The sequence below is a fragment of the Bordetella sp. 15P40C-2 genome, assembly GCF_009763235.1.
Lineage (GTDB): Bacteria > Pseudomonadota > Gammaproteobacteria > Burkholderiales > Burkholderiaceae_B > Bordetella_A.
This window is the reverse complement of sequence record NZ_WSJA01000025.1, coordinates 302,572-323,442: the sequence shown is the minus strand read 5'-3', so window position 1 is coordinate 323,442 and position 20,871 is coordinate 302,572. Positions and strand designations below refer to the sequence as shown.

23 protein-coding genes are annotated in these 20,871 nt (G+C 59.9%); 14 read left to right on the top strand and 9 right to left on the bottom strand.

The window, feature by feature from the left end; translation table 11 throughout:
* The first annotated feature begins 7 nt into the window (after nt 1-7).
* Nucleotides 8-481: a hypothetical protein gene (locus GOQ25_RS19390; protein ID WP_202109442.1), complete on the top strand. Its 474-nt coding sequence runs from the start codon at nt 8-10 to the stop codon at nt 479-481.
* 17 nt (nt 482-498) lie between these two features.
* Here the strand turns inward: GOQ25_RS19390 and GOQ25_RS12285 are convergent, their stop codons facing one another.
* Nucleotides 499-1,371 (bottom strand): DMT family transporter, encoded by an 873-nt coding sequence (locus GOQ25_RS12285; protein ID WP_160350743.1) that lies wholly within the window; start codon nt 1,369-1,371, stop codon nt 499-501.
* 233 nt (nt 1,372-1,604) lie between these two features.
* On the opposite strand from GOQ25_RS12285, the gene rplS reads away from it, so the two are divergent.
* Nucleotides 1,605-1,985 carry a 50S ribosomal protein L19 gene (gene rplS / locus GOQ25_RS12280; protein WP_160350742.1) on the top strand — a complete coding sequence of 127 codons (381 nt, stop codon included), beginning with the start codon at nt 1,605-1,607 and terminating at the stop codon, nt 1,983-1,985.
* A 106-nt stretch (nt 1,986-2,091) separates the two neighbouring features.
* On the top strand, nt 2,092-2,844 hold the full coding sequence (locus tag GOQ25_RS12275; protein ID WP_160350741.1) for a CoA pyrophosphatase: 753 nt from the start codon (nt 2,092-2,094) through the stop codon (nt 2,842-2,844).
* Nucleotides 2,845-2,953: 109 nt separating this feature from the next.
* Here GOQ25_RS12275 and rsgA read toward each other — a convergent pair whose 3' ends face one another.
* Complete coding sequence (gene rsgA / locus GOQ25_RS12270) at nt 2,954-3,862, bottom strand: ribosome small subunit-dependent GTPase A (protein WP_160350740.1); 909 nt, start codon at nt 3,860-3,862, stop codon at nt 2,954-2,956.
* The gene (locus GOQ25_RS12265; protein WP_160350739.1) at nt 3,859-5,118 is read right to left on the bottom strand and encodes a M48 family metallopeptidase; all 1,260 of its coding nucleotides are present in this window, start codon (nt 5,116-5,118) and stop codon (nt 3,859-3,861) included. Before GOQ25_RS12265 ends, rsgA begins: the two co-directional genes overlap by 4 nt.
* A gap of 49 nt (nt 5,119-5,167) precedes the next feature.
* On the opposite strand from GOQ25_RS12265, the gene orn reads away from it, so the two are divergent.
* Complete coding sequence (orn, locus tag GOQ25_RS12260; protein WP_160350738.1) at nt 5,168-5,713, top strand: oligoribonuclease; 546 nt, start codon at nt 5,168-5,170, stop codon at nt 5,711-5,713.
* Here orn and paaX read toward each other — a convergent pair.
* On the bottom strand, nt 5,679-6,650 hold the full coding sequence (paaX, locus tag GOQ25_RS12255; RefSeq protein WP_160350737.1) for a phenylacetic acid degradation operon negative regulatory protein PaaX: 972 nt from the start codon (nt 6,648-6,650) through the stop codon (nt 5,679-5,681). The two genes, orn and paaX, sit on opposite strands and share 35 nt — an antisense overlap.
* Before the next feature lie 164 nt (nt 6,651-6,814).
* Here paaX and paaA point away from each other — a divergent pair, with 164 nt between their 5' ends.
* The 9 genes from paaA to paaK are packed head-to-tail and all read left to right on the top strand — an operon-like array spanning nt 6,815 to nt 14,806.
* Entirely contained in the window at nt 6,815-7,804 is a 990-nt protein-coding gene (paaA, locus tag GOQ25_RS12250) for a 1,2-phenylacetyl-CoA epoxidase subunit PaaA (RefSeq protein WP_160350736.1), read from the top strand.
* 31 nt (nt 7,805-7,835) lie between these two features.
* Nucleotides 7,836-8,120: a 1,2-phenylacetyl-CoA epoxidase subunit PaaB gene (gene paaB, locus GOQ25_RS12245; protein ID WP_160350735.1), complete on the top strand. Its 285-nt coding sequence runs from the start codon at nt 7,836-7,838 to the stop codon at nt 8,118-8,120.
* A gap of 10 nt (nt 8,121-8,130) precedes the next feature.
* Nucleotides 8,131-8,895 (top strand): 1,2-phenylacetyl-CoA epoxidase subunit PaaC, encoded by a 765-nt coding sequence (paaC, locus tag GOQ25_RS12240; protein ID WP_160350734.1) that lies wholly within the window; start codon nt 8,131-8,133, stop codon nt 8,893-8,895.
* Nucleotides 8,892-9,398: a 1,2-phenylacetyl-CoA epoxidase subunit PaaD gene (paaD, locus tag GOQ25_RS12235; RefSeq protein ID WP_370519949.1), complete on the top strand. Its 507-nt coding sequence runs from the start codon at nt 8,892-8,894 to the stop codon at nt 9,396-9,398. Before paaC ends, paaD begins: the two co-directional genes overlap by 4 nt.
* A gap of 17 nt (nt 9,399-9,415) precedes the next feature.
* Nucleotides 9,416-10,504 (top strand): 1,2-phenylacetyl-CoA epoxidase subunit PaaE, encoded by a 1,089-nt coding sequence (paaE, locus tag GOQ25_RS12230; RefSeq protein ID WP_160350733.1) that lies wholly within the window; start codon nt 9,416-9,418, stop codon nt 10,502-10,504.
* 24 nt (nt 10,505-10,528) lie between these two features.
* Nucleotides 10,529-12,193 carry a phenylacetic acid degradation protein PaaN gene (paaN, locus tag GOQ25_RS12225; RefSeq protein ID WP_160350732.1) on the top strand — a complete coding sequence of 555 codons (1,665 nt, stop codon included), beginning with the start codon at nt 10,529-10,531 and terminating at the stop codon, nt 12,191-12,193.
* Between the two features lie 10 nt (nt 12,194-12,203).
* Entirely contained in the window at nt 12,204-12,992 is a 789-nt protein-coding gene (gene paaG / locus GOQ25_RS12220) for a 2-(1,2-epoxy-1,2-dihydrophenyl)acetyl-CoA isomerase PaaG (protein WP_160350840.1), read from the top strand.
* 8 nt (nt 12,993-13,000) lie between these two features.
* Nucleotides 13,001-13,474 (top strand): hydroxyphenylacetyl-CoA thioesterase PaaI, encoded by a 474-nt coding sequence (gene paaI / locus GOQ25_RS12215; RefSeq protein WP_160350731.1) that lies wholly within the window; start codon nt 13,001-13,003, stop codon nt 13,472-13,474.
* 12 nt (nt 13,475-13,486) lie between these two features.
* Nucleotides 13,487-14,806, top strand: coding sequence for a phenylacetate--CoA ligase PaaK (gene paaK / locus GOQ25_RS12210; RefSeq protein ID WP_160350730.1), 1,320 nt, complete (start codon nt 13,487-13,489; stop codon nt 14,804-14,806).
* An 84-nt stretch (nt 14,807-14,890) separates the two neighbouring features.
* Here the strand turns inward: paaK and GOQ25_RS12205 are convergent, their stop codons facing one another.
* From GOQ25_RS12205 to GOQ25_RS12185, 5 genes are all read right to left on the bottom strand, one after another.
* A complete protein-coding gene (locus tag GOQ25_RS12205; RefSeq protein WP_160350729.1) occupies nt 14,891-15,901 on the bottom strand; it encodes an XdhC family protein in 1,011 nt (336 codons plus the stop codon).
* Nucleotides 15,902-16,063: 162 nt separating this feature from the next.
* Complete coding sequence (locus GOQ25_RS12200; RefSeq protein WP_160350728.1) at nt 16,064-16,807, bottom strand: GntR family transcriptional regulator; 744 nt, start codon at nt 16,805-16,807, stop codon at nt 16,064-16,066.
* Nucleotides 16,800-18,029 (bottom strand): amidase, encoded by a 1,230-nt coding sequence (locus GOQ25_RS12195; protein WP_160350727.1) that lies wholly within the window; start codon nt 18,027-18,029, stop codon nt 16,800-16,802. Before GOQ25_RS12195 ends, GOQ25_RS12200 begins: the two co-directional genes overlap by 8 nt.
* Nucleotides 18,026-18,967 (bottom strand): polysaccharide deacetylase family protein, encoded by a 942-nt coding sequence (locus tag GOQ25_RS12190; RefSeq protein ID WP_160350726.1) that lies wholly within the window; start codon nt 18,965-18,967, stop codon nt 18,026-18,028. The genes GOQ25_RS12195 and GOQ25_RS12190 overlap by 4 nt, the downstream gene beginning before the upstream one ends.
* Complete coding sequence (locus GOQ25_RS12185) at nt 18,964-19,374, bottom strand: nuclear transport factor 2 family protein (RefSeq protein WP_202109423.1); 411 nt, start codon at nt 19,372-19,374, stop codon at nt 18,964-18,966. Before GOQ25_RS12185 ends, GOQ25_RS12190 begins: the two co-directional genes overlap by 4 nt.
* 305 nt (nt 19,375-19,679) lie before the next feature.
* On the opposite strand from GOQ25_RS12185, the gene GOQ25_RS12180 reads away from it, so the two are divergent.
* Nucleotides 19,680-20,864 (top strand): ABC transporter substrate-binding protein, encoded by a 1,185-nt coding sequence (locus GOQ25_RS12180; protein ID WP_160350724.1) that lies wholly within the window; start codon nt 19,680-19,682, stop codon nt 20,862-20,864.
* The last annotated feature ends 7 nt before the right edge of the window (nt 20,865-20,871 follow it).

Genomic DNA, 20,871 nt, shown 5'->3' with positions numbered 1-20,871 from the left:
GTCTCACATGTCCACTGCCACGCTCACTTCCGATTCCGATCTCGCCGTACCATCGCGGCTGTCCATTTGGGCGCCCGCCAGACTGGTACAGATGGTGGCCACGGGGCTACGCCGGCCGGTACGTTGGCCGTTCTCCGCGGGGCGAGGTCGGGCCCATTCGGTATGCATGCCGCCCGCCGCTGCGCCGCAATCCCTGGAGATTCCTCAAGCAGACAGCGCACCCACATCCGATGCGCCGGCGACAGGCGAGGCCGTCCACACGACGCCGGCCTCCACGGGTCACGCGCACATCGCCGGACACGCCAAGGCCGAGGCAATCCACCTGGAAGGTCTTGCATTACACAGCCAGTCCCTCGGCACGGCCTACGCCTGCCAGCCTGCGCTGAGCTTGCGTCAGAAAGTGGTCGATATCCTGCTGGTTGCCGTGTGGGGGGCGTTGATTCCAGGACTGATGTGGTTGGGTGCGGCAGCGGGGTTCTGACTCGACGCTTAGCTGAGTTAACTCGATCCCAGCAAAATCACGCCCGCCAAGATAGCGAGACAGCCTAGCAATCGGCCCACGCCAACTTTTTCGCGTAACAGGAACATCCCGGCCAGGGTCCCCAGCATCATGGACATTTCCCGCGCTGGTGCGACCAGGCTTAGCGGTGCGCCGTTGCGCAATGCGTAGAGCACAAGGATGTAGCCCAGCGGCGACAAAAGCCCGACCAACCACGCCAAACCCCAGTAGCCACGCATGGCTTCCCAGTTTTGCGCCCGGCGGCTTAGGATATGGGGGGCCATGATGACGCTGCGCGTGGCACAGGTGAACCAGTCAAACAGCACGGGCATCAGCAGCAGCACCTTGACGCCATAAGCGTCCACGACGGTATACGCCGCGATAAAGAGCCCGATCAGCACGCCCCAGCGCACGCCGACCCAGGCATGGGGCTGGCGAAATAGCGAGAGCCGGCCCTGCGTGGCGATCAGCAGCACCCCACCGACCACGCACAGCATGCCAATAATGCCGGTGGTAGTGGCCGGCTCGTGCAACAGGATGAATGCCCCCATGGTCGATAGCAGCGGCCCGGTGCCCCGAGCGATCGGATACACCACCGACAGATCCGCCACCTGGTAGCCACGCTGCAGGCATAGACTGTAGGCCAGGTGCAACAGTCCCGAGGCGAAGATGCACAGCACCACTGGCCAGGTCCAGTCCATCCCCTCGGTCATCAAGATCCATAGCACCCAGGGCGCGTAGAGCAATACGGAACACATGCCGTAAGCAAACACGAAAACCGGCCCCACCATGGCGGCGCGCTTTGCCAGCAGATTCCAGGTGGCGTGCGCCATGGCCGCCAAGACGACTAATAACAGGGATGCGTAAGACATGAATGCTGCGGCTGCTGCGTACGACAGTTTTGTGACAAGAAGCCGGACAGCGTACTGCGAAAACTCTGTCCGTGGGGAAAGCCACCCGCTAATATGCCTAAATGCTTGATTTGATGTAGAATGCTGGGTTTACCACAACCCTCATCCTCTGCTTGCGTCACGCTTATCGGGTACGGGCTCACGCCACGAATCCACGCTAATAAACCGCAAGGCATGATGATTTTGGAGTTCTTATGAACCTCATCGCTATCCTGGAACAGGAAGAAATCGCCCGCCTGACCGGCGACAAGACCATGCCCGAGTTCGCCCCTGGCGACACCGTGGTGGTCAGCGTCAACGTCGTTGAAGGCACCCGTAAGCGCGTTCAGGCTTACGAAGGCGTCGTGATCGCCAAGCGCAATCGCGGTCTGAATTCTTCCTTCATCGTGCGCAAGATCTCGTCGGGTGAAGCCGTCGAGCGTACGTTCCAACTGTACTCCCCGCAAATCGCTGGCATCGAAGTCAAGCGTCGCGGTGACGTCCGTCGCGCAAAGCTCTACTACCTGCGCAACCGTTCGGGCAAATCCGCTCGCATCAAAGAAAAGCTGGTCATCAAGAAAGCCAAAGCGGCTTGATTGGACCCGGTGTGATGCCTGCTTCGGCAGGCTTGCACCACGCTTTACGGCGATTCGGGTTAAAAAGGCACCTACCAAGGTGCCTTTTTTATTATTCAAAGCTGGTATGCCTGACCCTTCGTCCCGTCCTCGCCGCCCTCGCGTGGCCGTACCGTTTGATCCCGCCTCACAGCCCTGGCAACCCGCCGATATCGGGCTCACCGCCGTGCCCGAGCGCCTGTTGACGCCGGAGTCGCTGCGCGAGGTCTTGAGCCAGGACGGACCATGGCCCCAGGACCCGCTGGGTTCGACCGAGTATCGTCATCCCGGCCGAGAGGGGCCGCCTGTTATGGCGGCTGTGTTGGTTCCCCTGGTGGTGCGCCCGGAAGGGGTCAGCGTGATGTTGACGCAGCGCACTGCGCATTTGTACGACCATGCGGGCCAGATCAGCTTTCCGGGCGGGCGCGTGGAGACCTACGATGCCACGCCCATTGCGACGGCCTTGCGCGAGGCTCAGGAAGAGACGGGCCTTGCGGCCGAGTATGTGGATGTACTAGGTACGATGCCGGACTATCTGACTTCCACCGGCTTTGCCATCACGCCGGTGCTGTCCTTGGTGCGGCCGGGGTTCACATTGGCCCCGGATGTGTTCGAAGTCGCCGAAATTTTCGAAGTGCCCTTGGCGTTCCTTGCTAACCCGGCGAATCATCGCCTTTATCGCGGGCCGTTGCCAGATGGGCGCGAGCGGCGCTACTACGCCATGCCTTGGCAAAAGTATTTCATCTGGGGGGCGACGGCCGGTATGTTGCGCAACCTCTACCATGCCCTGCATCACGGCTTGGTGGCCGGGGAAGGGCATGCGCAAAGTGATGCTGCCTAAGATTATGTAGCAGGCCTCATCGGCCACCGCAGATGTAGGGCGATGAGGCTTCGCACACACGATGCTGCGCAATGGGCGCGGGCAGCGGTGTGCGATGTACGCCTACTAATCAATACCGCTGCTGCGCCGCCTCGCTCTCTTCGAGGATACGCTGATAAAGCGCATAGCGACCTGGATCGATTTCTCCCGCTTGTAACGCTTCAACCACCCCGCAGCCGGGCTCGCGCCGATGCGTGCAGTTATAGAAGCGGCAGCGCTCGATATGCTGCGTGAATTCGGGAAAGCCCCGGAGGATGTCGGTCCCGGAAAGATGTTGCAGGCCGAATGCCTGGAATCCCGGCGAATCGATCAGGTCCCCGCCCGGAGGCGGCAGATGATACAGGCGCGTGCTCGTGGTCGTGTGCCGGCCCATGTCCAGCGCGGACGAGTATTCCCGCGTCGGCGCATCGGCGTCCGGAACCAGCGCATTGAGCAGCGTTGATTTACCCATGCCGCTTTGACCCAGTAATAGCGTGGTCTTGCCGATCAACCGCTGCCCGAGTGCCGCGAGCACCGTTTCCCGATCCAACGCGCTGAGTTCAATGACCGGTACACCCAACGCTCGGACGGCGGCCAGTCGTGCGCGCGCGGCTTCCAAACCGTTCTGGATATCCACCTTGTTCAGAATGATGATCGGCTCGATGTCCGCGCTCCACGCGCCGGCCAACGCGCGTCCCACCAGATCGTCGGCAAAAGTCGGCTCGACGGCCACGACGATCAATAGTTGATCGACATTGGCCGCGAACTGCTTGGTCCGCATTTCGTCCGACCGGAACAATAGATTGGTGCGGGGCAAGATTGCATCAATGGCGCCCTCATCGCGGCCCTGCGGTGCGATGCGTACCCGATCGCCTACCGCGGCCCCGGCCTTTTTGCCGCGCGGGAAGCAGTGACGTTGCGAGCCGTCGGGGAATTCCACCACATAGTGGCGGCCGTGGGCCGAGATGATGCGGCCTTCCAGAAGTTGGGGAGCGCTCATGCGGTCTGAGTCAGGTGGCGGATACGCACGGCGGCGGGAGGATGGCTGTCATAAAAGGCGGAGTGCACAGGGTCCGGGGTGAGGGTAGCGGCGTTGTCGTCGTAGAGCTTGACCAGCGCCGCGACCAATTGCTGAGGCGAGCTCTGGCTGGCGGCGTAGCGATCCGCCTCGAATTCATCGCGACGAGAATACCAGCTTGCAACAGGCGTGAGCATAAAGGTGAACACGGGGATCACCAGGAAAAAGAGCAACAACGCCATCGCATCGTTGCGTCCGTCCAGACGCGGCACGACACCCAGGCCTTCGTAGAACCAAGGCTGCTGCGCGAGCCAGCCCAGCGCGGCGAAAAACACCAGCGCGGCGATAAAGCTCAACACGATACGTTTGACAATATGGCGTTTGGCGAAGTGGCCCAGCTCGTGCGCCAGGACGGCTTCAATCTCATCGGCGTTCAGACGAGCCAAAAGCGTGTCGAAAAACACGATACGCCGCGATTTGCCAAAGCCCGTGAAGTACGCATTGCCATGCGCCGAGCGGCGCGAGCCGTCCATGACGAACAGCCCATTCAAAGCAAATCCGCAACGTTGCGCCAGTTGACGGATACGGTCAGCCAGCGCTGCGTCCGTGAGCGGCGTGAACTTGTTGAACAGCGGGGCGATGAAGGTGGGATAGATAAAGAGCAGCAGCAAATTAAATGCCGTCCATAAGCCCCATGCCCACAGCCACCACAAGCTGCCAGCGCTGGCCATCAGCCACAATATGGCTGCCGCGAGAGGGGTGCCGAGGATCAACGCGACAACGAGTCCCTTGATCAGATCGGAGACAAATAGCCTCGGCGTCATGCGATTAAAGCCAAAGCGCGCCTCCAGCCGGAACTGGCGCCACAGCGTGAACGGAAGTCCGAGCACCCCCAGCAGCAGCGCCACACTACCCAACAGCAGTAGCTGCCGCAGCAGATCGTGCGAGGTGATTTGCGCGATCGCCATGTCGATGGCTTGCAAGCCGCCCATCAATGTCAGCGCCACCAGGATGGCGGCGTCATATACTCGTTCCACCATTCCCAGCCGTACGCGCGCGGCGGTGTAGTCCGCGGCGCGCTGGTGGCTGTGGAGTCCGATACGCGGCGAAAACTCCGGCGGTACTTGATCCCGATGGCGTGCGACATGGCGGATCTGGCGCGCGGCCAGCCATTGGCGCACGCACAGATCGGCGATGAGGAAAAAGGCAAACAGTAGGGTCAGAGTATTCAATGGCACGAGATAGGCGTCACGTATGAGAAAATGCAGTGTTTTATAGGCAAATTATATGGCTCTGAACGAGAATCGCCTGGTCTGGCTCGATATGGAAATGACCGGGCTCGACCCATCGAGGGAACGCATCATCGAAGTCGCGGTGGTGGTCACCGAGCCCGACCTGACGGTGGTGGCCGAAGGCCCCGTGCTGGTGGTGCATCAGCCCGACAGTCTGCTGGACGCGATGGATAACTGGAACAAGTCCACGCATGGCAAAAGCGGCCTCATCGAAAAGGTGAAAGCCTCGACGCTGACCGAGGCGCAGGCCGAGCAGATGCTGCTTGAGTTCCTGTCTCAACATGTGCCGGCCGGCAAGTCGCCCCTATGCGGCAACACCATCAGCCAGGATCGCCGCTTTATGGTGGCCTACATGCCCGAGTTGGAGCGGTTCTTCCATTACCGTAATCTCGATGTCAGTACGCTCAAGGAACTGGCGCGTCGCTGGGCGCCTGCGGTCTACAAGGGCTTTGAGAAAAAGAGCAAGCATGAAGCGCTGGCCGATATTTACGAATCTATCGAGGAGCTCAAGTATTACCGCGAGCATATGATGAAGATCTAGGCTCGTGGGACGGTTTTCCTCCGAACCTTCCGAACACGTCTTCTGATAGCGCCGTATAACGCTCGTTATCGCGGCCGGCTATCTGTTCCAGATGGCGTTCAGAGGCATCGAACAACTTCCAATAGAGCTGGCCGCATAAGGCCCTTGCGGCATGTCCCGGCCATTGCGGGGGCAGCATGGGCACGGGCAGCATCGGGTCATGCAGAACGATTCGCCGCCAGGTGTGCAGCAGCAGCATGCGCGCGACAAAAGCGTCTGCAGGATCAAGGTCGCCCTCGATCAGTGCCGCTAGCGGCGCGAACCGCAGGATGAACTGTTCGTACTGCGCGGCCACATCGTCCAGATTCCAGCTCTGTGGCGCAAGGCTCGCGATGGGCAAACCGCCCGCGCCGGCCAGATCCCGCGCACAAAGCACGAGTGCCTTGTCCGGGATGCCCAGCTTTTCCAAAACCTCATGCGCCGTGTGCGCGTCCGCTTGCGGGTGCGCGAACAGGCCCGGGGCGATCATCGCGAAGCCTTCCCAGGCGAGCTCGCGGCGCAGCTCCGTGCGTTCCGACAAACCCTGATTACCCAGGCGCGGCAAGGCGACCAGCGTCCAGTCACCATTCCAGGTCTGCGCCGGGCCGACATAGATCCGTTGCGACGCATGCGCGGTGCGCCGCAGCCCCTGATCAGATAGCTGATACAGGCTGCGCCGCCCGTGGCGCTCGGCCTGTAGCCAGCCTTGCGCCACCAGCCGAAACACGCTGGTGCGCAGCAGCCGTTCATTGATTCCTAACGGCTCGAGCAACTCAATAATCGCGCCCAGCCAGATTGCCCCACCGTGGCAGGCCAGCGCGTCCCCCAGAAAACTCACGCACAGCGACTTGGCCCGCGGTGGGTCTTCCTCTAACTGGCGGTCAAGAAACAGGCGCAGGGCGGACGGTGAATAGGCCATCGGCAGTCTAGGGTGGTGGGATGTGCGACATGATACACATTTTGAACGTGATACTAAAATATCTTTGACAATCGTTTTTTTGTATTAAATAATCGTCCCAGCAGAGTCAGAACATCGACCGCCGCAATCGCCCCAACGGGGCGCATGTGATACAGGAGACCAACATGTATGCACAGCTCGTGGACACGGGTGTCAAGCAGGTGCGCAGCGCCGACCAGTTCAGCGGTCCGGAGCAGGAATTCCAACGTCGCGTCGACGAAGGCGTGCGGATCGAGCCGCAGGACTGGATGCCCGAGGCATATCGCAAGACACTGATCCGTCAAATTTCCCAGCACGCGCATTCGGAAATCGTCGGCATGCTGCCCGAGGGCAACTGGATCACGCGCGCGCCGTCGCTCAAACGCAAGGCGATCCTGCTCGCAAAAGTGCAGGACGAGGCGGGGCACGGGCTGTATCTCTATAGCGCGGCCGAAACGTTGGGTGTGTCACGCGACGACCTGGTGGATGATCTGCTGGCCGGGCGTGCCAAGTATTCGAGCATCTTTAACTATCCCACGCTGACCTGGGCCGACATCGGCATGATCGGATGGCTGGTCGATGGCTCGGCCATCATTAACCAGATTCCACTGTGTCGCTGCTCGTATGGTCCATATGCGCGCGCCATGGTGCGCGTGTGCAAAGAGGAGTCCTTTCATCAGCGTCAAGGCTACGACCTGCTCATTCAAATGTGCCGGCATGGCACGGACGAGCAGAAAGCCATGTGTCAGGACGCGCTGAATCGCTGGTGGTGGCCGGCGTTGATGATGTTTGGCCCGCCCGATACCGATTCCCCCAACAGCGCGCAATCGATGGCGTGGAAGATCAAGCTCTTTTCCAACGATGAGCTGCGCCAAAAGATGGTGGATCAGACCGTGCCGCAGGCCGAGTATCTGGGCCTGACCATCCCCGATCCCGATTTGAAATGGAACGAAGCGCGCGGGCATTATGACTTCGGCGAGATCGACTGGTCGGAGTTTTATGCCGTTCTGAAGGGGCACGGCCCGTGCAATCAGGAACGTTTGCAGGCGCGTCAGCGCGCGCATGAGGAAGGCGCCTGGGTCCGCGAGGGACTCATGGCTTACGCCGATAAGCGAGCACAGCGTCAGGCGGCGTGACCGCATCGATTCATCACGAGGGATTCGCATCATGAGTAAGGAATGGCCGCTGTGGGAAGTATTCATCCGCAGCCAGCATGGTCTCGCGCACAAACACGTCGGCAGCCTGCACGCGCCGGATGCTGAAATGGCGATCAATAACGCGCGCGACGTCTACACGCGTCGTAACGAGGGATTAAGCATCTGGGTGGTGCGGGCCTCGGATATTGTGGCGAGTCAGCCCGGTGATAAAGAACCCTTGTTCGACCCGGCCAACAATAAGGTGTATCGCCACCCCACGTTCTTCCCAATGCCCGAAGAAATCAAGCACATGTAGGGAGAGCACGATGGATCGCGCTTTATTTGAAAGCCTGCTGCGCCTGGGGGACTCCACGCTGATTTTGTCGCAGCGTCTGTCGGAATGGTGTGGACACGCGCCCGCGTTGGAAGAGGATCTGGCGATCACTAATACGGCCTTGGATTTGTTGGGACAGGCACGGCTGTGGCTGACGCTGGCAGGAGAGGTCGAGGGCGCGGGGCGTGATGAAGATGCCTTGGCGTATTTGCGTCATGACCACGAATTCCGCAATGTACTGCTGGTAGAGCGTCCTAATGGACATTATGGCGATACGCTGGCCAGGCAGTTCTTGTTCGATGTCTGGCACTACTTTCTTTTGCAAGAGCTGACCCGGTCGAATGACGAGCGGATCGCAGCGATCGCGGCCAAGTCGGTGAAAGAGGTGACCTATCACGTCAGGCGCTCGTCCGATCTGGTGGTGCGCTTGGGCGATGGCACCGGTGTCAGCCACAACAAAATGCAGGAGGCGATTGACAGCGCTTGGCGTCATACCGGCGAGCTGTTCATCGACGACGAGATCGATCGCGAAATGGCGCAGCGCGGTGCGGGTTGTTCGCTCGCGGCGCTGCAAGCGCCGTGGTATGACCATGTGCGTGAAGTACTGGATGAAGCCACGCTGGTTATGCCAAGTCAAGACGAGGGCATGCACGCGGCGCATCGCGGTGGACGCCAGGGACGGCATACCGAAGCGCTCAGCTATGTGTTGGCGGAAATGCAATCCTTACCGCGCGCATATCCTGGGGCAGTATGGTGAACGCTATGGTGCTGCCCGACGTCCGAGAGGTGATGACCTGGCTCGAAGAGGTTCCAGATCCCGAGATCCCCGTTCTGTCGGTCGTGGATCTGGGCGTCGTGCGCGAAATTGCATGGGAAGACGACGTCTGTGTGGTGACTATCACGCCGACTTATTCGGGTTGCCCGGCCATGCGAGAGATTGCCGAGGATATCCGGCGTGTGTTGCTGGCGCATGGCGTGAGCACGGTGCGTATCGATACGCGTTTGGCACCGGCTTGGACCACCGATTGGATGTCTGATCGGGGCAGGGCGGCTTTACGGGGATACGGCATCGCCGCGCCAGTCGAACGCGCGATCGATATATCCGGCATTACTCGGCGCCGCGCCGCCCCACAGGTGAGCTGCCCGCATTGCGGATCGCGCAACACTTATGAAGTGAGTTTTTCCGGTTCGACGGCATGCAAGGCGCACTACCGCTGCAACGCGTGCCGCGAGCCATTCGATTATTTCAAAGCCCACTGAGCCCAAGCTGTCGCCTCATGAGCCAGAATCTATTTCATCCGTTAAAGGTGGCATCCATCGCACGCAACACGCGTGATGCCGTAGTCGTCACCTTTGATCTGCCCGTGGAACTACGTGAGGAATTCGCCTTTCGCCCGGGGCAGTATTTAACCCTGCGTACAGAGCTGGATGGTACGGAGTTGCGTCGCTCGTATTCGATATGCTGCGCTCCGGACGAAGGCGTTTTGCGTGTGGCAATCAAGAAGGTCGACGAGGGCGTGTTTTCCTCATGGGCCAACCACGAGTTGCAACCCGGGCAGGTGCTGGAGGTGATGCCGCCCGCGGGCAACTTCACGGTGGAATTTTCGCCAGAACATCAACGTCATTATGTGGCGTTTGCGGTGGGTAGCGGTATTACGCCTGTCCTGTCGCTGGTGAAGACCGCGCTGGCGACCGAGCCGCAGAGCCGGTTCACTTTGTTCTATGGCAATCGCGCCTCGTCCTCGGTCCTGTTTCGAGAGGAGATTGAGGACATCAAGAACACCTATATGGAGCGACTCTCGCTGGTCTACATCATGAGCCGCGAGACGCAAGATATCGAGTTGTTCAATGGCCGGCTCGATGGCGACAAGGTCGATCAGTTGTTATCGGTGTGGATGCCGCCAGATGCAATCGATTATGCCTTTGTATGTGGGCCGCATACGATGATCGATAGCGTGGTGCAGCGATTGCAGGCGCGAGGCGTGCCGAAATCGAATATCAAGTTTGAATTGTTCGGCGCGCCCGATGGCCCGCGCTCCCTGCGCACGGGGCGCGAGGAGCGGACAGCACCGGGAAAAGGCCAATGCGAGCTGACCGTCATTCAGGACGGCCACAGCCGCAGTATTGTCATCGAGAAGAACCGCGATAGTGTCCTCGATGCGGCGATGAAGCAAGGCCTGGAGTTACCTTATTCCTGCAAGGGGGGCGTCTGCTCTACCTGCCGTTGCAAAGTCATTGAAGGCGAAGTCGATATGGACGCGAATTTCGCGCTGGAGGACTACGAGGTGGCGCGCGGCTTTGTATTGAGCTGCCAAAGCTTTCCCGTCAGCGATCGTCTCGTCATCGACTTTGATCAAGAAACCTAGAACGATATTTAACGGAGACCCACTGTGTCATCAGATTTTTTTCAACGTCACGAGCCCCTGCTAGAGCGCGCAGTTGAAGCGGCCGCGTCGCGCGGCTACTGGAGCGCTTTCGCGGAGTCGCCGAGCCCGCGCCATTATGGCGAAACCGCCAACGAGCAAGGCCAGGCGGCGTTCGAGGCGTTACGCGGCAACGAATTCCCCTTGGCATTGAATGGTGCAGATGGGCAGGTGGGCGACGAGCAATCGCCATTTGGTTTTGCGCTGAATATTACGTACCCGCGCGTGCCGGCGACGACCTTGGTGAAACAGGCCAATCAAGCCTTGGCGCAATGGCGTCGCGCCGGGCCGCGCGCATGGGTGGGGGTGTCGCTGGAAATCCTGGCGCGGCTGAATCAACGTAGTTTCGAAATTGCCTATGCCGTTCAACATTCGACCGGGCAGGGTTTCATGATGGCGTTCCAGGCGGGTGGTCCGCATGCGCAGGATCGCGGCTTGGAAGCGGTTGCCTATGCCTGGCAGGAGATGTCACGCATTCCCGGCGTGGCATTGTGGGAAAAGCCGCAGGGCAAGCACGATCCTATCAAGATGGAAAAACATTTCACCATCGTGCCTCGTGGAGTCGCACTGGTGATAGGGTGTTCGACATTTCCAACGTGGAATGGGTATCCCGGGCTATTCGCCAGCCTCGCCACCGGCAATACGGTCATCGTCAAACCGCATCCGGGGGCGATCCTGCCGCTGGCGATGACGGTGCGCATCGCGCGCGAGGTGCTGGCCGAGGCGGGCTTTGACCCGGACGTTGTGCAACTGGCCGCGCATACGGCCGACGAGGATACGGCGAAGACTTTAGCGCTGGACCCTAGCGTCAAGATCATCGACTTCACCGGCAGCAGCGCCAATGGCAACTGGCTTGAACAGCAGGCGCGTCAGGCTCAGGTGTATACCGAAAAGGCGGGCGTAAACCAGGTCATCATCGACTCGGTTCAGGACCTGAAGTCGGCGGTAAGGAATCTCGCTTTCTCGCTGGCCCTGTACTCGGGGCAGATGTGCACGGCACCGCAAAACATCTATATCCCGCGCGCGGGTATCCAGACAGCCGAGGGTCTGGTGAGTTTCGACGAGGTCGCGCGGGCGCTTGCCACGGCGGTGGAGAAGCTCTGCAGCGATCCCGAGAAAGCGGTGGAGATTACCGGAGCCATTCAAAACCCTGGTATCGCGGAGCGTATTGATGCGGCGCGTGCATTGGGCTTGCCAGTGTTGACGGACAGTCGCGAGCTGACTCATCCGCGATTTGCTCAGGCGCGGATCCGCACGCCGCTATTGCTGCAGGCCGAGGCGGGCGATGCCAATATCGAGCGAGAGTGGTTCGGCCCAATCGCGTTTGTCGTGGCCACGGATTCCACGGAACACAGCATTGAACTTGCGCGCGAGAGCGTGCTACGTCATGGCGCATTGTCGATGTCTGCCTACACGACGGATGAGTCGGTGGCCGCGCGGATTCAAGAGGCCGCCGAAGTGTCGGGGGTGGCGCTATCGTTGAATTTGACCGGGGCGGTCTTTGTCAATCAGACGGCTGCGTTCAGCGATTTTCATGGCACGGGGGCCAATCCCGCAGCCAACGCGGCCCTGTCGGATTCGGCCTTTGTCGCCAATCGATTCCGCGTGGTGCAAACACGCCGTCATGTCTGAGGGTATCGCCATGACTTATCAGAACATCCTTTTTGACTTGTCTGACGGGATCGCGCGCCTGATCTTGAATCGGCCAGACAAACTCAATAGCTTTACTGCGCAGATGCACGAGGAAGTTGCCGATGCCTTGACGCGTGTGGAACAAGATGGCGCGCGTGTTTTGGTGTTGACGGGAGCGGGACGTGGGTTTTGTGCTGGCCAGGATTTGAGCGAACGTCGAATGGGCCCGCAGGATGGCCCTCCGGATTTGGGCGCGACAATCGAGAAGTTTTACTCTCCCTTGGTGCGTCGGCTCCATGCCTTGCCATTGCCCGTCGTGGTCGGAGTCAACGGGGTAGCAGCGGGCGCCGGCGCGAATCTGGCGCTGGCCGGAGACATTGTTATCGCGAAAGAGTCGGCCAGCTTTATTCAATCGTTCAGCCGTCTGGGCTTATTACCTGATACGGGCGGTACGTTCGTGCTGCCGCGATTGGTAGGCCGGGCTCGCGCATTGGGGCTGTCGCTATTAGGTGAGAAGCTTTCTGCGCGTCAGGCTCAGGATTGGGGATTAATCTGGCAATGCGTGCCGGATGCGGATTTCGAGCAAAGGCTAGAGGCCTTGGCGAAGCATTTTGCCAGCGCGCCAACCAAAGGCCTGGCCAGCACCAAGGCGGCGATTCAAGCAAGTTTGCAGAATGACCTGGATACGCAACTGGATCTCGAACGCGATCTGATGCGCGAATTGGGTCGCAGCGACGATTATGCAGAAGGCGTTGCCGCATTCCTCGATAAACGCGAGCCGCGATTCAAGGGGCGGTGATGAACGACATGAATTTCACTTCCGCTCCGACCAATGCCGTCGTACCCGAAGAACCTCAAGCGCTTGCCGAGGCCGTTGGCGAGGCGATGTTCGCGGTGGATGCCGCGAGCCAAGGCTTGGGCATGCGTGTGGTCGAGATGGCGCCGGGTTATGCGCGCCTGACCATGCGCGTGCGGCCGGAAATGTTGAATGGGCATCAAACCTGTCACGGAGGTTTTATGTTTTCGCTGGCGGACAGTGCGTTCGCGTTCGCCTGTAATTCACGCAACGTGAGTACCGTGGCGTCGGGCTGCACTATCGATTTCGTGGCGCCGGCATTCCCGGGCGATGAGTTGACAGCGGTCGCGCAGGAGCGTTCCTTGTCCGGGCGTACGGGCGTTTACGACGTCACGGTCACGAATCAAGATGGCAAAACACTCGCGTTTTTTCGCGGGCGTTCGTATCGCATCAAAGGTCAGATAGTCGGCACACCGACAGTTTAGGAGACAAACATCATGTCCATCGCCGTGAGCAAGCCCGGTCTGGATCCCATAGAACACGCCAGCCGCGATGAGATCGAATCCATCCAGTTGCAGCGGCTGCGCTGGACGCTGGCGCATGCCTATGAGAATGTGCCGCACTATAAAAAGGCGTTCGATGCGGCAGGGGTGCACCCGAGTGATCTGAAGCAGTTAGCGGACATCAAAAAATTTCCCTTCACCACGAAGAAAGATCTGCGTGATAACTACCCCTATGGGATGTTCGCGGTGCCGCGTGAGCAGGTGTCGCGGATTCATGCCTCCAGCGGCACAACAGGCAAACCCACTGTGGTGGGATACACCGCAAAGGACCTCGACAACTGGGCAGGCCTGGTGGCGCGTTCGATACGCGCGGCTGGCGGCAAGCCTGGTGACATCGTTCACGTGGCGTATGGCTATGGCCTGTTCACCGGGGGGCTGGGTGCGCATTACGGTGCGGAGAAATTGGGTTGTACCGTTATCCCGATGTCGGGCGGGCAAACGGAAAAGCAAGTCCAGCTGATCCAGGATTTCCGCCCCGATATCATCATGGTCACGCCTTCGTATTTCTGCAATATCCTTGAAGAGCAGCGCCGCCAGGGATTAGACCCCCGGGAAAGCTCGCTGCGTATCGGGATCTTTGGCGCGGAGCCATGGACCGGTCAGATGCGTCAGGACATCGAGGCTGCGGCCGCGATCGACGCGGTGGATATCTATGGTCTGTCTGAGGTGATGGGGCCTGGAGTGGCCAGCGAATGCGTTGAGAGCAAGGACGGCCCGGTGATCTGGGAGGATCATTTCTATGCCGAGATCATCAATCCTGATACGGGCGAACCCGTGGCCGACGGAGAAACAGGAGAGCTCGTGTTTACGTCGTTGACCAAGGAAGCGATGCCCATCATTCGCTACCGTACCCGCGATTTGACGCGCCTTCTGCCGCCCACCTCGCGTAGCATGCGGCGTATTGGCAAGATCACCGGTCGCAGTGATGACATGTTGATCGTGCGTGGTGTGAATCTGTTCCCAACACAGGTTGAAGAGCAGGTCCTCAAGATTGCGCAGCTTGCCCCGCATTACCAACTGGTGCTGACGCGTAGTGGTCATCTGGACGAACTAGAGATTCTGACCGAGGTACGCGACGAATATGCTCACCTGGCTGATGCTGAGCGTGAATCGCTAGGCAAACAGTTGCAGCACGCGGTGAAGTCTTATATCGGCGTAAGTGCGCGGGTGCGGGTGTCTGAGGTCGGGGCGGTCGAACGCACACTGACTGGCAAGGCTCGCCGGGTGATAGATAAGCGTGCGCGTAATACCTGATTGAAGACCGGGACGCACACAAGCCGAGGATTTCGAGTCGGCTTGTGTGCGTTCAACCATCGGTTGTCATGGAATGGGAAAGCCTTAAAGTAACCCTTGCATTTCCTTGGCGACCGCTACCGCCGTCTCTTTGGGTAACTGTACGCCATTCTTCACAGCGATGATTTCCGCCATCAGGCTCACAGCGATTTCCGCGGGAGTCTTGCTGCCGATGTACACACCGATCGGACCGCGCAGACGTGCCAGCGTGGCCTCGGTTTCGCCGAAATGCTCAATCATCCTCTGCCGACGCGCCGCGTTATTACGCCGCGATCCGATAGCGCCGATGTAAAACGCCGGGCTGCGCAATGCCTCTAACAACGCGAGATCATCCAGCTTAGGATCGTGCGTGAGGGCAATGATGCAACTGCGGGCGTCGGGGCGGAACGCGTTGACGGCATCGTCGGGCATTTCGCTGGTCATGTGCACCTGGGGCCCGCACCAGGTGGCCATATATTCGCGTCTAGGGTCGCACACCGTGATGGCAAATCCGTTGAACGTCGCGATGGTCGCGACATATTCCGTCAGAGATCCGGCACCGATGAGCAACATGCGGTAGCCCGGACCCAGTGTGTTCTGCATGATCTCATCAGTGATCATGAGTTCGTGCGCAGTATCGGCCGACTCCAGCTTCACACGCCCGTCAGCCAGACTGACCGTACGGCGCAGCAACTCGCCAGCATGCAGCCGCGTGACCACGGCGTCGAGCGATTCCAGCGACAGACGGCATTCAAGCAGCAATTCCAGCGTCCCGCCGCAGGGCAGGCCAAAGCGGTGCGCCTCGTCGGCGGTTACGCCGTAGGTGACGCGTCGTGTGGCCTCGTCGGGCAGCCCTGAGCCCCCGAATGCCGTTGTGTAGGTTTGGATGAGGTCGTCCTCGATACAGCCGCCCGAGACGCTGCCCACGGCGCGACCGTCTTCATTCAACGCCATCATCGCGCCCACCGGCCGGGGCGAAGAACCCCATGTCCGTATGACCGTGGCAAGCAAGACACGGTCGCCCGCGCGCAGCCAGTCGCGCGCGGTACGCAGCACCATGACATCGATGTTGTCCATGTCGAAAATATATCCGTACTGATGCGATTCGAGAGTGACGCCAAGCGGGTCTGAAGCACTTTAGCATGTTGCACGACCCGCGCACCGCACCGACGGCGCGATGCATGGAGCTAATCGTCGCCGAGCGCACGCAGACGAAGAGTGGGTGGGGCGGCAACCCCGTTACGCCTGTTCCTCCATCCCCAGCATCTGCGCCAGACTCAGCTCATCCTTATCGGTATCAAGCTTGATATGGCTCTCCAAGTCACGCAGATGATGGTCCATCTCGGCGATGGCAAGGTCGACTTTTCCTTGTTCCAGGTAATCGACAACACGCGCGTGTTCGTCATGCTCGCAGGTGGCGTTGCCCGGTGGCTGAAAGATCGCGACAACCAGCGAACAGCGCGAGATGAGTTCCATAAGATAACGCGATAGCAGGGGATTGCGAGACAGCTCGCCCAACTTCAGATGAAATCCGCTCGCCAACCGTGCCCATTCGGTCTGGGGCGCATGATGCATGGCGCGCTGTTCGTCGCGCAGCTGGCGGCGCAGCATCGCATAGTCGGCACGGGTCGCCCATTGCGCGACCAGCGGCAGGACGGCTGCTTCGAGTGCCCGTCGTGCTTCGAATAGTTTGCCCACTTCGTCAAGGGTCGGCATGGCGACGATGGCACCACGATTGGGACGCAATTCCACCACGTGGTCATGCGCGAGCCGCTGTAACGCTTTCTGCACAATGCTGCGGCCCACTCCGAAGAGTTCGCATAGCGCCGCCTCCGGCAGCTTGGTGCCGGGCCGCAGTCGTTGGCTCATCACGCCGCTGACCACGGATTGATAAATCCGTGTCTCCGCATCCTCGTGGGATTCCTCGGCACGGGTTTGCAAGGCAGGGCGGCTGCGCCGGGTCTCGCGCGGGGCGTCAGCCATGGCCGCACCCTAATGCGTTCAGTTTTTTACCCACGGCAACGGCGAGTCGTATCAGCGCGAGGTCGCTGCCGGCCGGACCCAACAGTGATACGCCTGCCGGCAAACCGTTCTGTGCAATAAACGGAATGTTGACCTGTGGCAAGCCCGCCAAGCCCGCGACGGAGGTGATCCGGAAGGTACTGGCGCGAATCGCATCGACGGTCGCCGCATCGGCACCGCGTTCGATCGCGGGGCTGGAGGCCGACGGGAGGATCGCGATGCGATTCGCACCCAGCAGATTGCGCACCTGCGCCTTCAGATTGGTTTCTAACGATCGGGCTTGTTCAACGGCATCGACGCTGATGTTGGCGGCGGCTTGCCAGCGCCCCTGAATCGCGTCTGCGAACGTCGGGCGGGCGGATGTGATCCAGTCTTTATGCGTTTGCCAGGCGTCGTAGGCCGAAACCGTGATATAGGTTTGTCGCCAAATCTCGAGTTCCGTGTCCGAGCTGGGCGCATAGCTGACCGGCAATGAAAACTGCGTGCTTAATGTGTCAATGACGCGATCGATCAGCGGCGCGAACAAGGGTTCGGCCTGCGCGCATGCGTCGGTCAGCATCACGGCGTCACGCCAGACGGGTTCATTCGAATCGTTCAGCAGCGTTTGACCGACGCGTTCGAAGACGTCCGCATCGGCGGCTAACCACGTCATCGTGTCGAATAAGGGCGATAAGGGCACCACGCCTTCGGTACTAAGCAAGCCATGCGTGGTGCGTAGACTCCACAGGCCACAATAGCTGCCGGGCACGCGTGTGGAGCCTCCGGTGTCCGTACCCAACGCGAAATCCACCAATCCGGCAGCCGCAGCCGCAGCCGAACCACTGGAAGATCCGCCCGTTACGCGATCCGGCGCCCGCGTGTTGAGCGGTGCGCCATAGTGCAGATTGTCGCCATGAATGCTGTAGGCGAGTTCATCCGTAATTGTTTTTCCGTGTAGCGTCGCGCCAGCGCCAAGCAGCTGGGCCACCAACGCGCTATGGGCGCTGGCCGGTGCATGGGTGTCGAGCCACGTGGGATTGCCCGCGCCGGTGCGATGGCCGGCCACGTCGAATAAGTCCTTGGCGGCAAAGGACAGTCCGCTTAATGGACCGTCGGAGGTGGGTTCAACAGTAAAGCGACCATGCGGCACCCAAGCGCCCACGGTGTCTTCAAAAGGCAGAGAGTTAGTTGTTGACGAGTTCATACGGCAGTCGCTTGATTCAATTGAGTGACATGATCGCAGATGGCGCCTGGCGTAGTGAACCAGATTTCATCACGATCACGATAGGCGGCAATATGGCTGAGCGCGCGGCGCAGGTATCGTAAGCGGTAAGGTTGGCCAACGAGATAGGGATGCAGCGCGATGCCCATGACCAAGGGCTGTTGGCGCGACTGTTCAAGCATCTCGTCGAAGTTGTCGATGATCAATTGCGCGAAGTCTTTGCCATCCATTTGTCGCGCGACGATCATGGGAATGTCGTTGACTTCCTGGGGATAGGGAATCGACCAGAGCTGGCCGCCGTCGCGCGTGCACAGTTGTGTGGGTTGATCATCATGGCACCAGTTCAAGGTATAGCGATAGCCCGATTCCGCCAACAGATCCGGCGTCAAATGCGATTCGGCGATCCAGGGCGAAAGCCAGCCCGTGGGCCGCACGCCGACGCTGCGCTCGAACCGATGGGCGCAACCCTGCAGCAACGCGCGCTCGGCGGCTTCGCTATAGGCGCCTTGGTGTTCGGCGTTGGTGTGTCCATGCGCGATGATCTCGTCGCCACGCGCCACGCAGGCTTCGATGAGTTCGGGACAGTGGTCCAGGATGGCAGTGTTGGCGATCACGCCGGTCGGCAAACCGAGATTGTCAAACAACTCCAGGCAGCGCCAAGCGCCCACACGGTTGCCATATTCGCGCCAGCTATAGTTCAGCACATCCGGCTCGCCAAAGCTCGCGCCGAGCTTTGCGCCCATGCCTGATCCAAACGCAAAGTGTTCGATATTAAAGCCGATATACACGGCCAGGCCATTGCCCTTGGGCCAAAGGTAATGCGGGCGTCGATGAATCGCGCTATAGCCAAACCGGGTATGGCATTGCAGTGGCGCAAAGAGCGCGTCGGCGTCATGCTGCAGATCGACGTGTTCGCTCATAGTGTTGCTAATCCTGCTTTGACCAACAGCCACTCTGCGGAATCATTCCACACGTCCATTTCCGTGATGAGGCCATCACGCACGACGTAGCGGTCGACATACCGGTTCCCTTCGAAAGGCGTGCCGTCCAGCCATTCGCCATACAGGGTGCCACGGTTATAGACGACCGCGTACGCCGGCGTCGCACCCATCACCACATCGGTGGATTCGAAGCGCTTTTTCACCCACGCATAACGTGATTTGTTGAATGCGGTGCACTCAGACGGATCACGCATCGCGCGTCCGCCGGTGAACCGGATGCGCAGCTCGGGGCTGACGTAGCGGCGCGCGCCCTCTGGGTCGGGTTTCATCAGCGTCGTCAAATAAGCGTCGACCAGGGCTCCCGGATCGGCGGGAAGGGCTTGCATGTCCTGTTGTGGTGCGTTTTGCATCATATGTCCCAGTGAGTGCGCCATGTTGGTGCATGAGTTAAGGCATTGTGGTCGTCGTACCGTGCCGCAATCCGTGCGTCCCCACGCACTTGGCTGCGAGGAAAGCACCAGATTGTCGGCAATCTTCACGGCTGAATTGACGACAAATCACTATGGAAGATCAAGCAAAGTGCATGCCAACGTCACAGCATTTTTAAAAATTTGGCATGGGTTTTGCTTGAGTGACCGTGCAGGCCCACCACATCACGGCCTTCTATCTCGATTACTTTTGGGAGTACCCCATGTCTCGTATTTCTCGCCGCTCCTTTGTTTGCACTGCTATTGCGTTGTTCTGCGCGGGCCTGGGGGCTGGCGCTCAAGCTGCCGAGCCGATCAAGATTGGTTTGATCACGGCGTTGTCCGGTCAGTCGGCGTTGGCCGGCGAAGCGATCACGCGTGGATTGACGGTTGCCATCGACGAGATCAATGCCGCGGGCGGTTTGCTGGATGGCCGCAAGCTGGAACTCGTGCGTCGCGATGACGAAGCGAACCCGGCCAAGGGCGTCGTGGCGGCACGTGAACTGATCTATAAGGAAAAGGTCGCCGCGATCTTTGGTGGCCTCGATACCCCTGTTTCGATGGCAATCGTCCCATTGGTCAATCAAGCCAAGGTGCCTTATATCGGTCCCTGGGCAGCGGGTACTGGCATAACGAAGAACGGCGCGAACCCGAATTACGTGTTCCGCGTCTCGGCCGTCGATGAGATCGTTGACGCAGGCATGGTGGACTACGCCCAAAAAACCTTCGGCACTTCGAAGTTTGGCCTCATCATGGTGAATAACCCGTGGGGTGAATCGAACGAGAAAGGCGTGGTGGCGGCGCTCGCAGCCAAAGGCATGAAGCCCGTGGGCAGCGAAAAATTCGAAGGCAACGATGTGGACGTGGTGCCGCAGTTGACGCGCCTGAAGGCGGCCGGCGCTGACACCTTGTTCCTCGTGGGCAACGTCGGCCCCTCGGCGCAGGTGGTGAAGTCGCTGGATCGCATGGGCTGGAAGGTGCCGGTGGTGTCGCACTGGGGCCCTGCCGGTGGTCGCTTTACCGAACTGGCCGGGCCCAACGCCAAGAACGTGCACTTCGTGCAAACGTATAGCTTCTTTGGCCCGCAATCGCCCGTGGGTGAAAAAGTCGTGGCTGCGCTCAAAGCCAAGTATCCCAATATCAAAGGCCCCGAGGACATCACGCCGGCCGTGGGCGTAGCCAATGCATATGACGCGATGATGCTTACCGCACTGGCGATTCAAAATGCAGGCTCGACCAAGGGCGAGGCCATCCGTGAAGGCTTCTACAAGATTGCCAACTACGACGGCCTGATCAAGCAGTACAAGCAGCCGTTCACCCCCGAGCAGCATGACGCCCTGACCTCGGACGACTACGTGTGGGCGCAATTCATCGACAACCGGATTCTGCCGGTTGGTCTATCGCAGTAAATCGGGC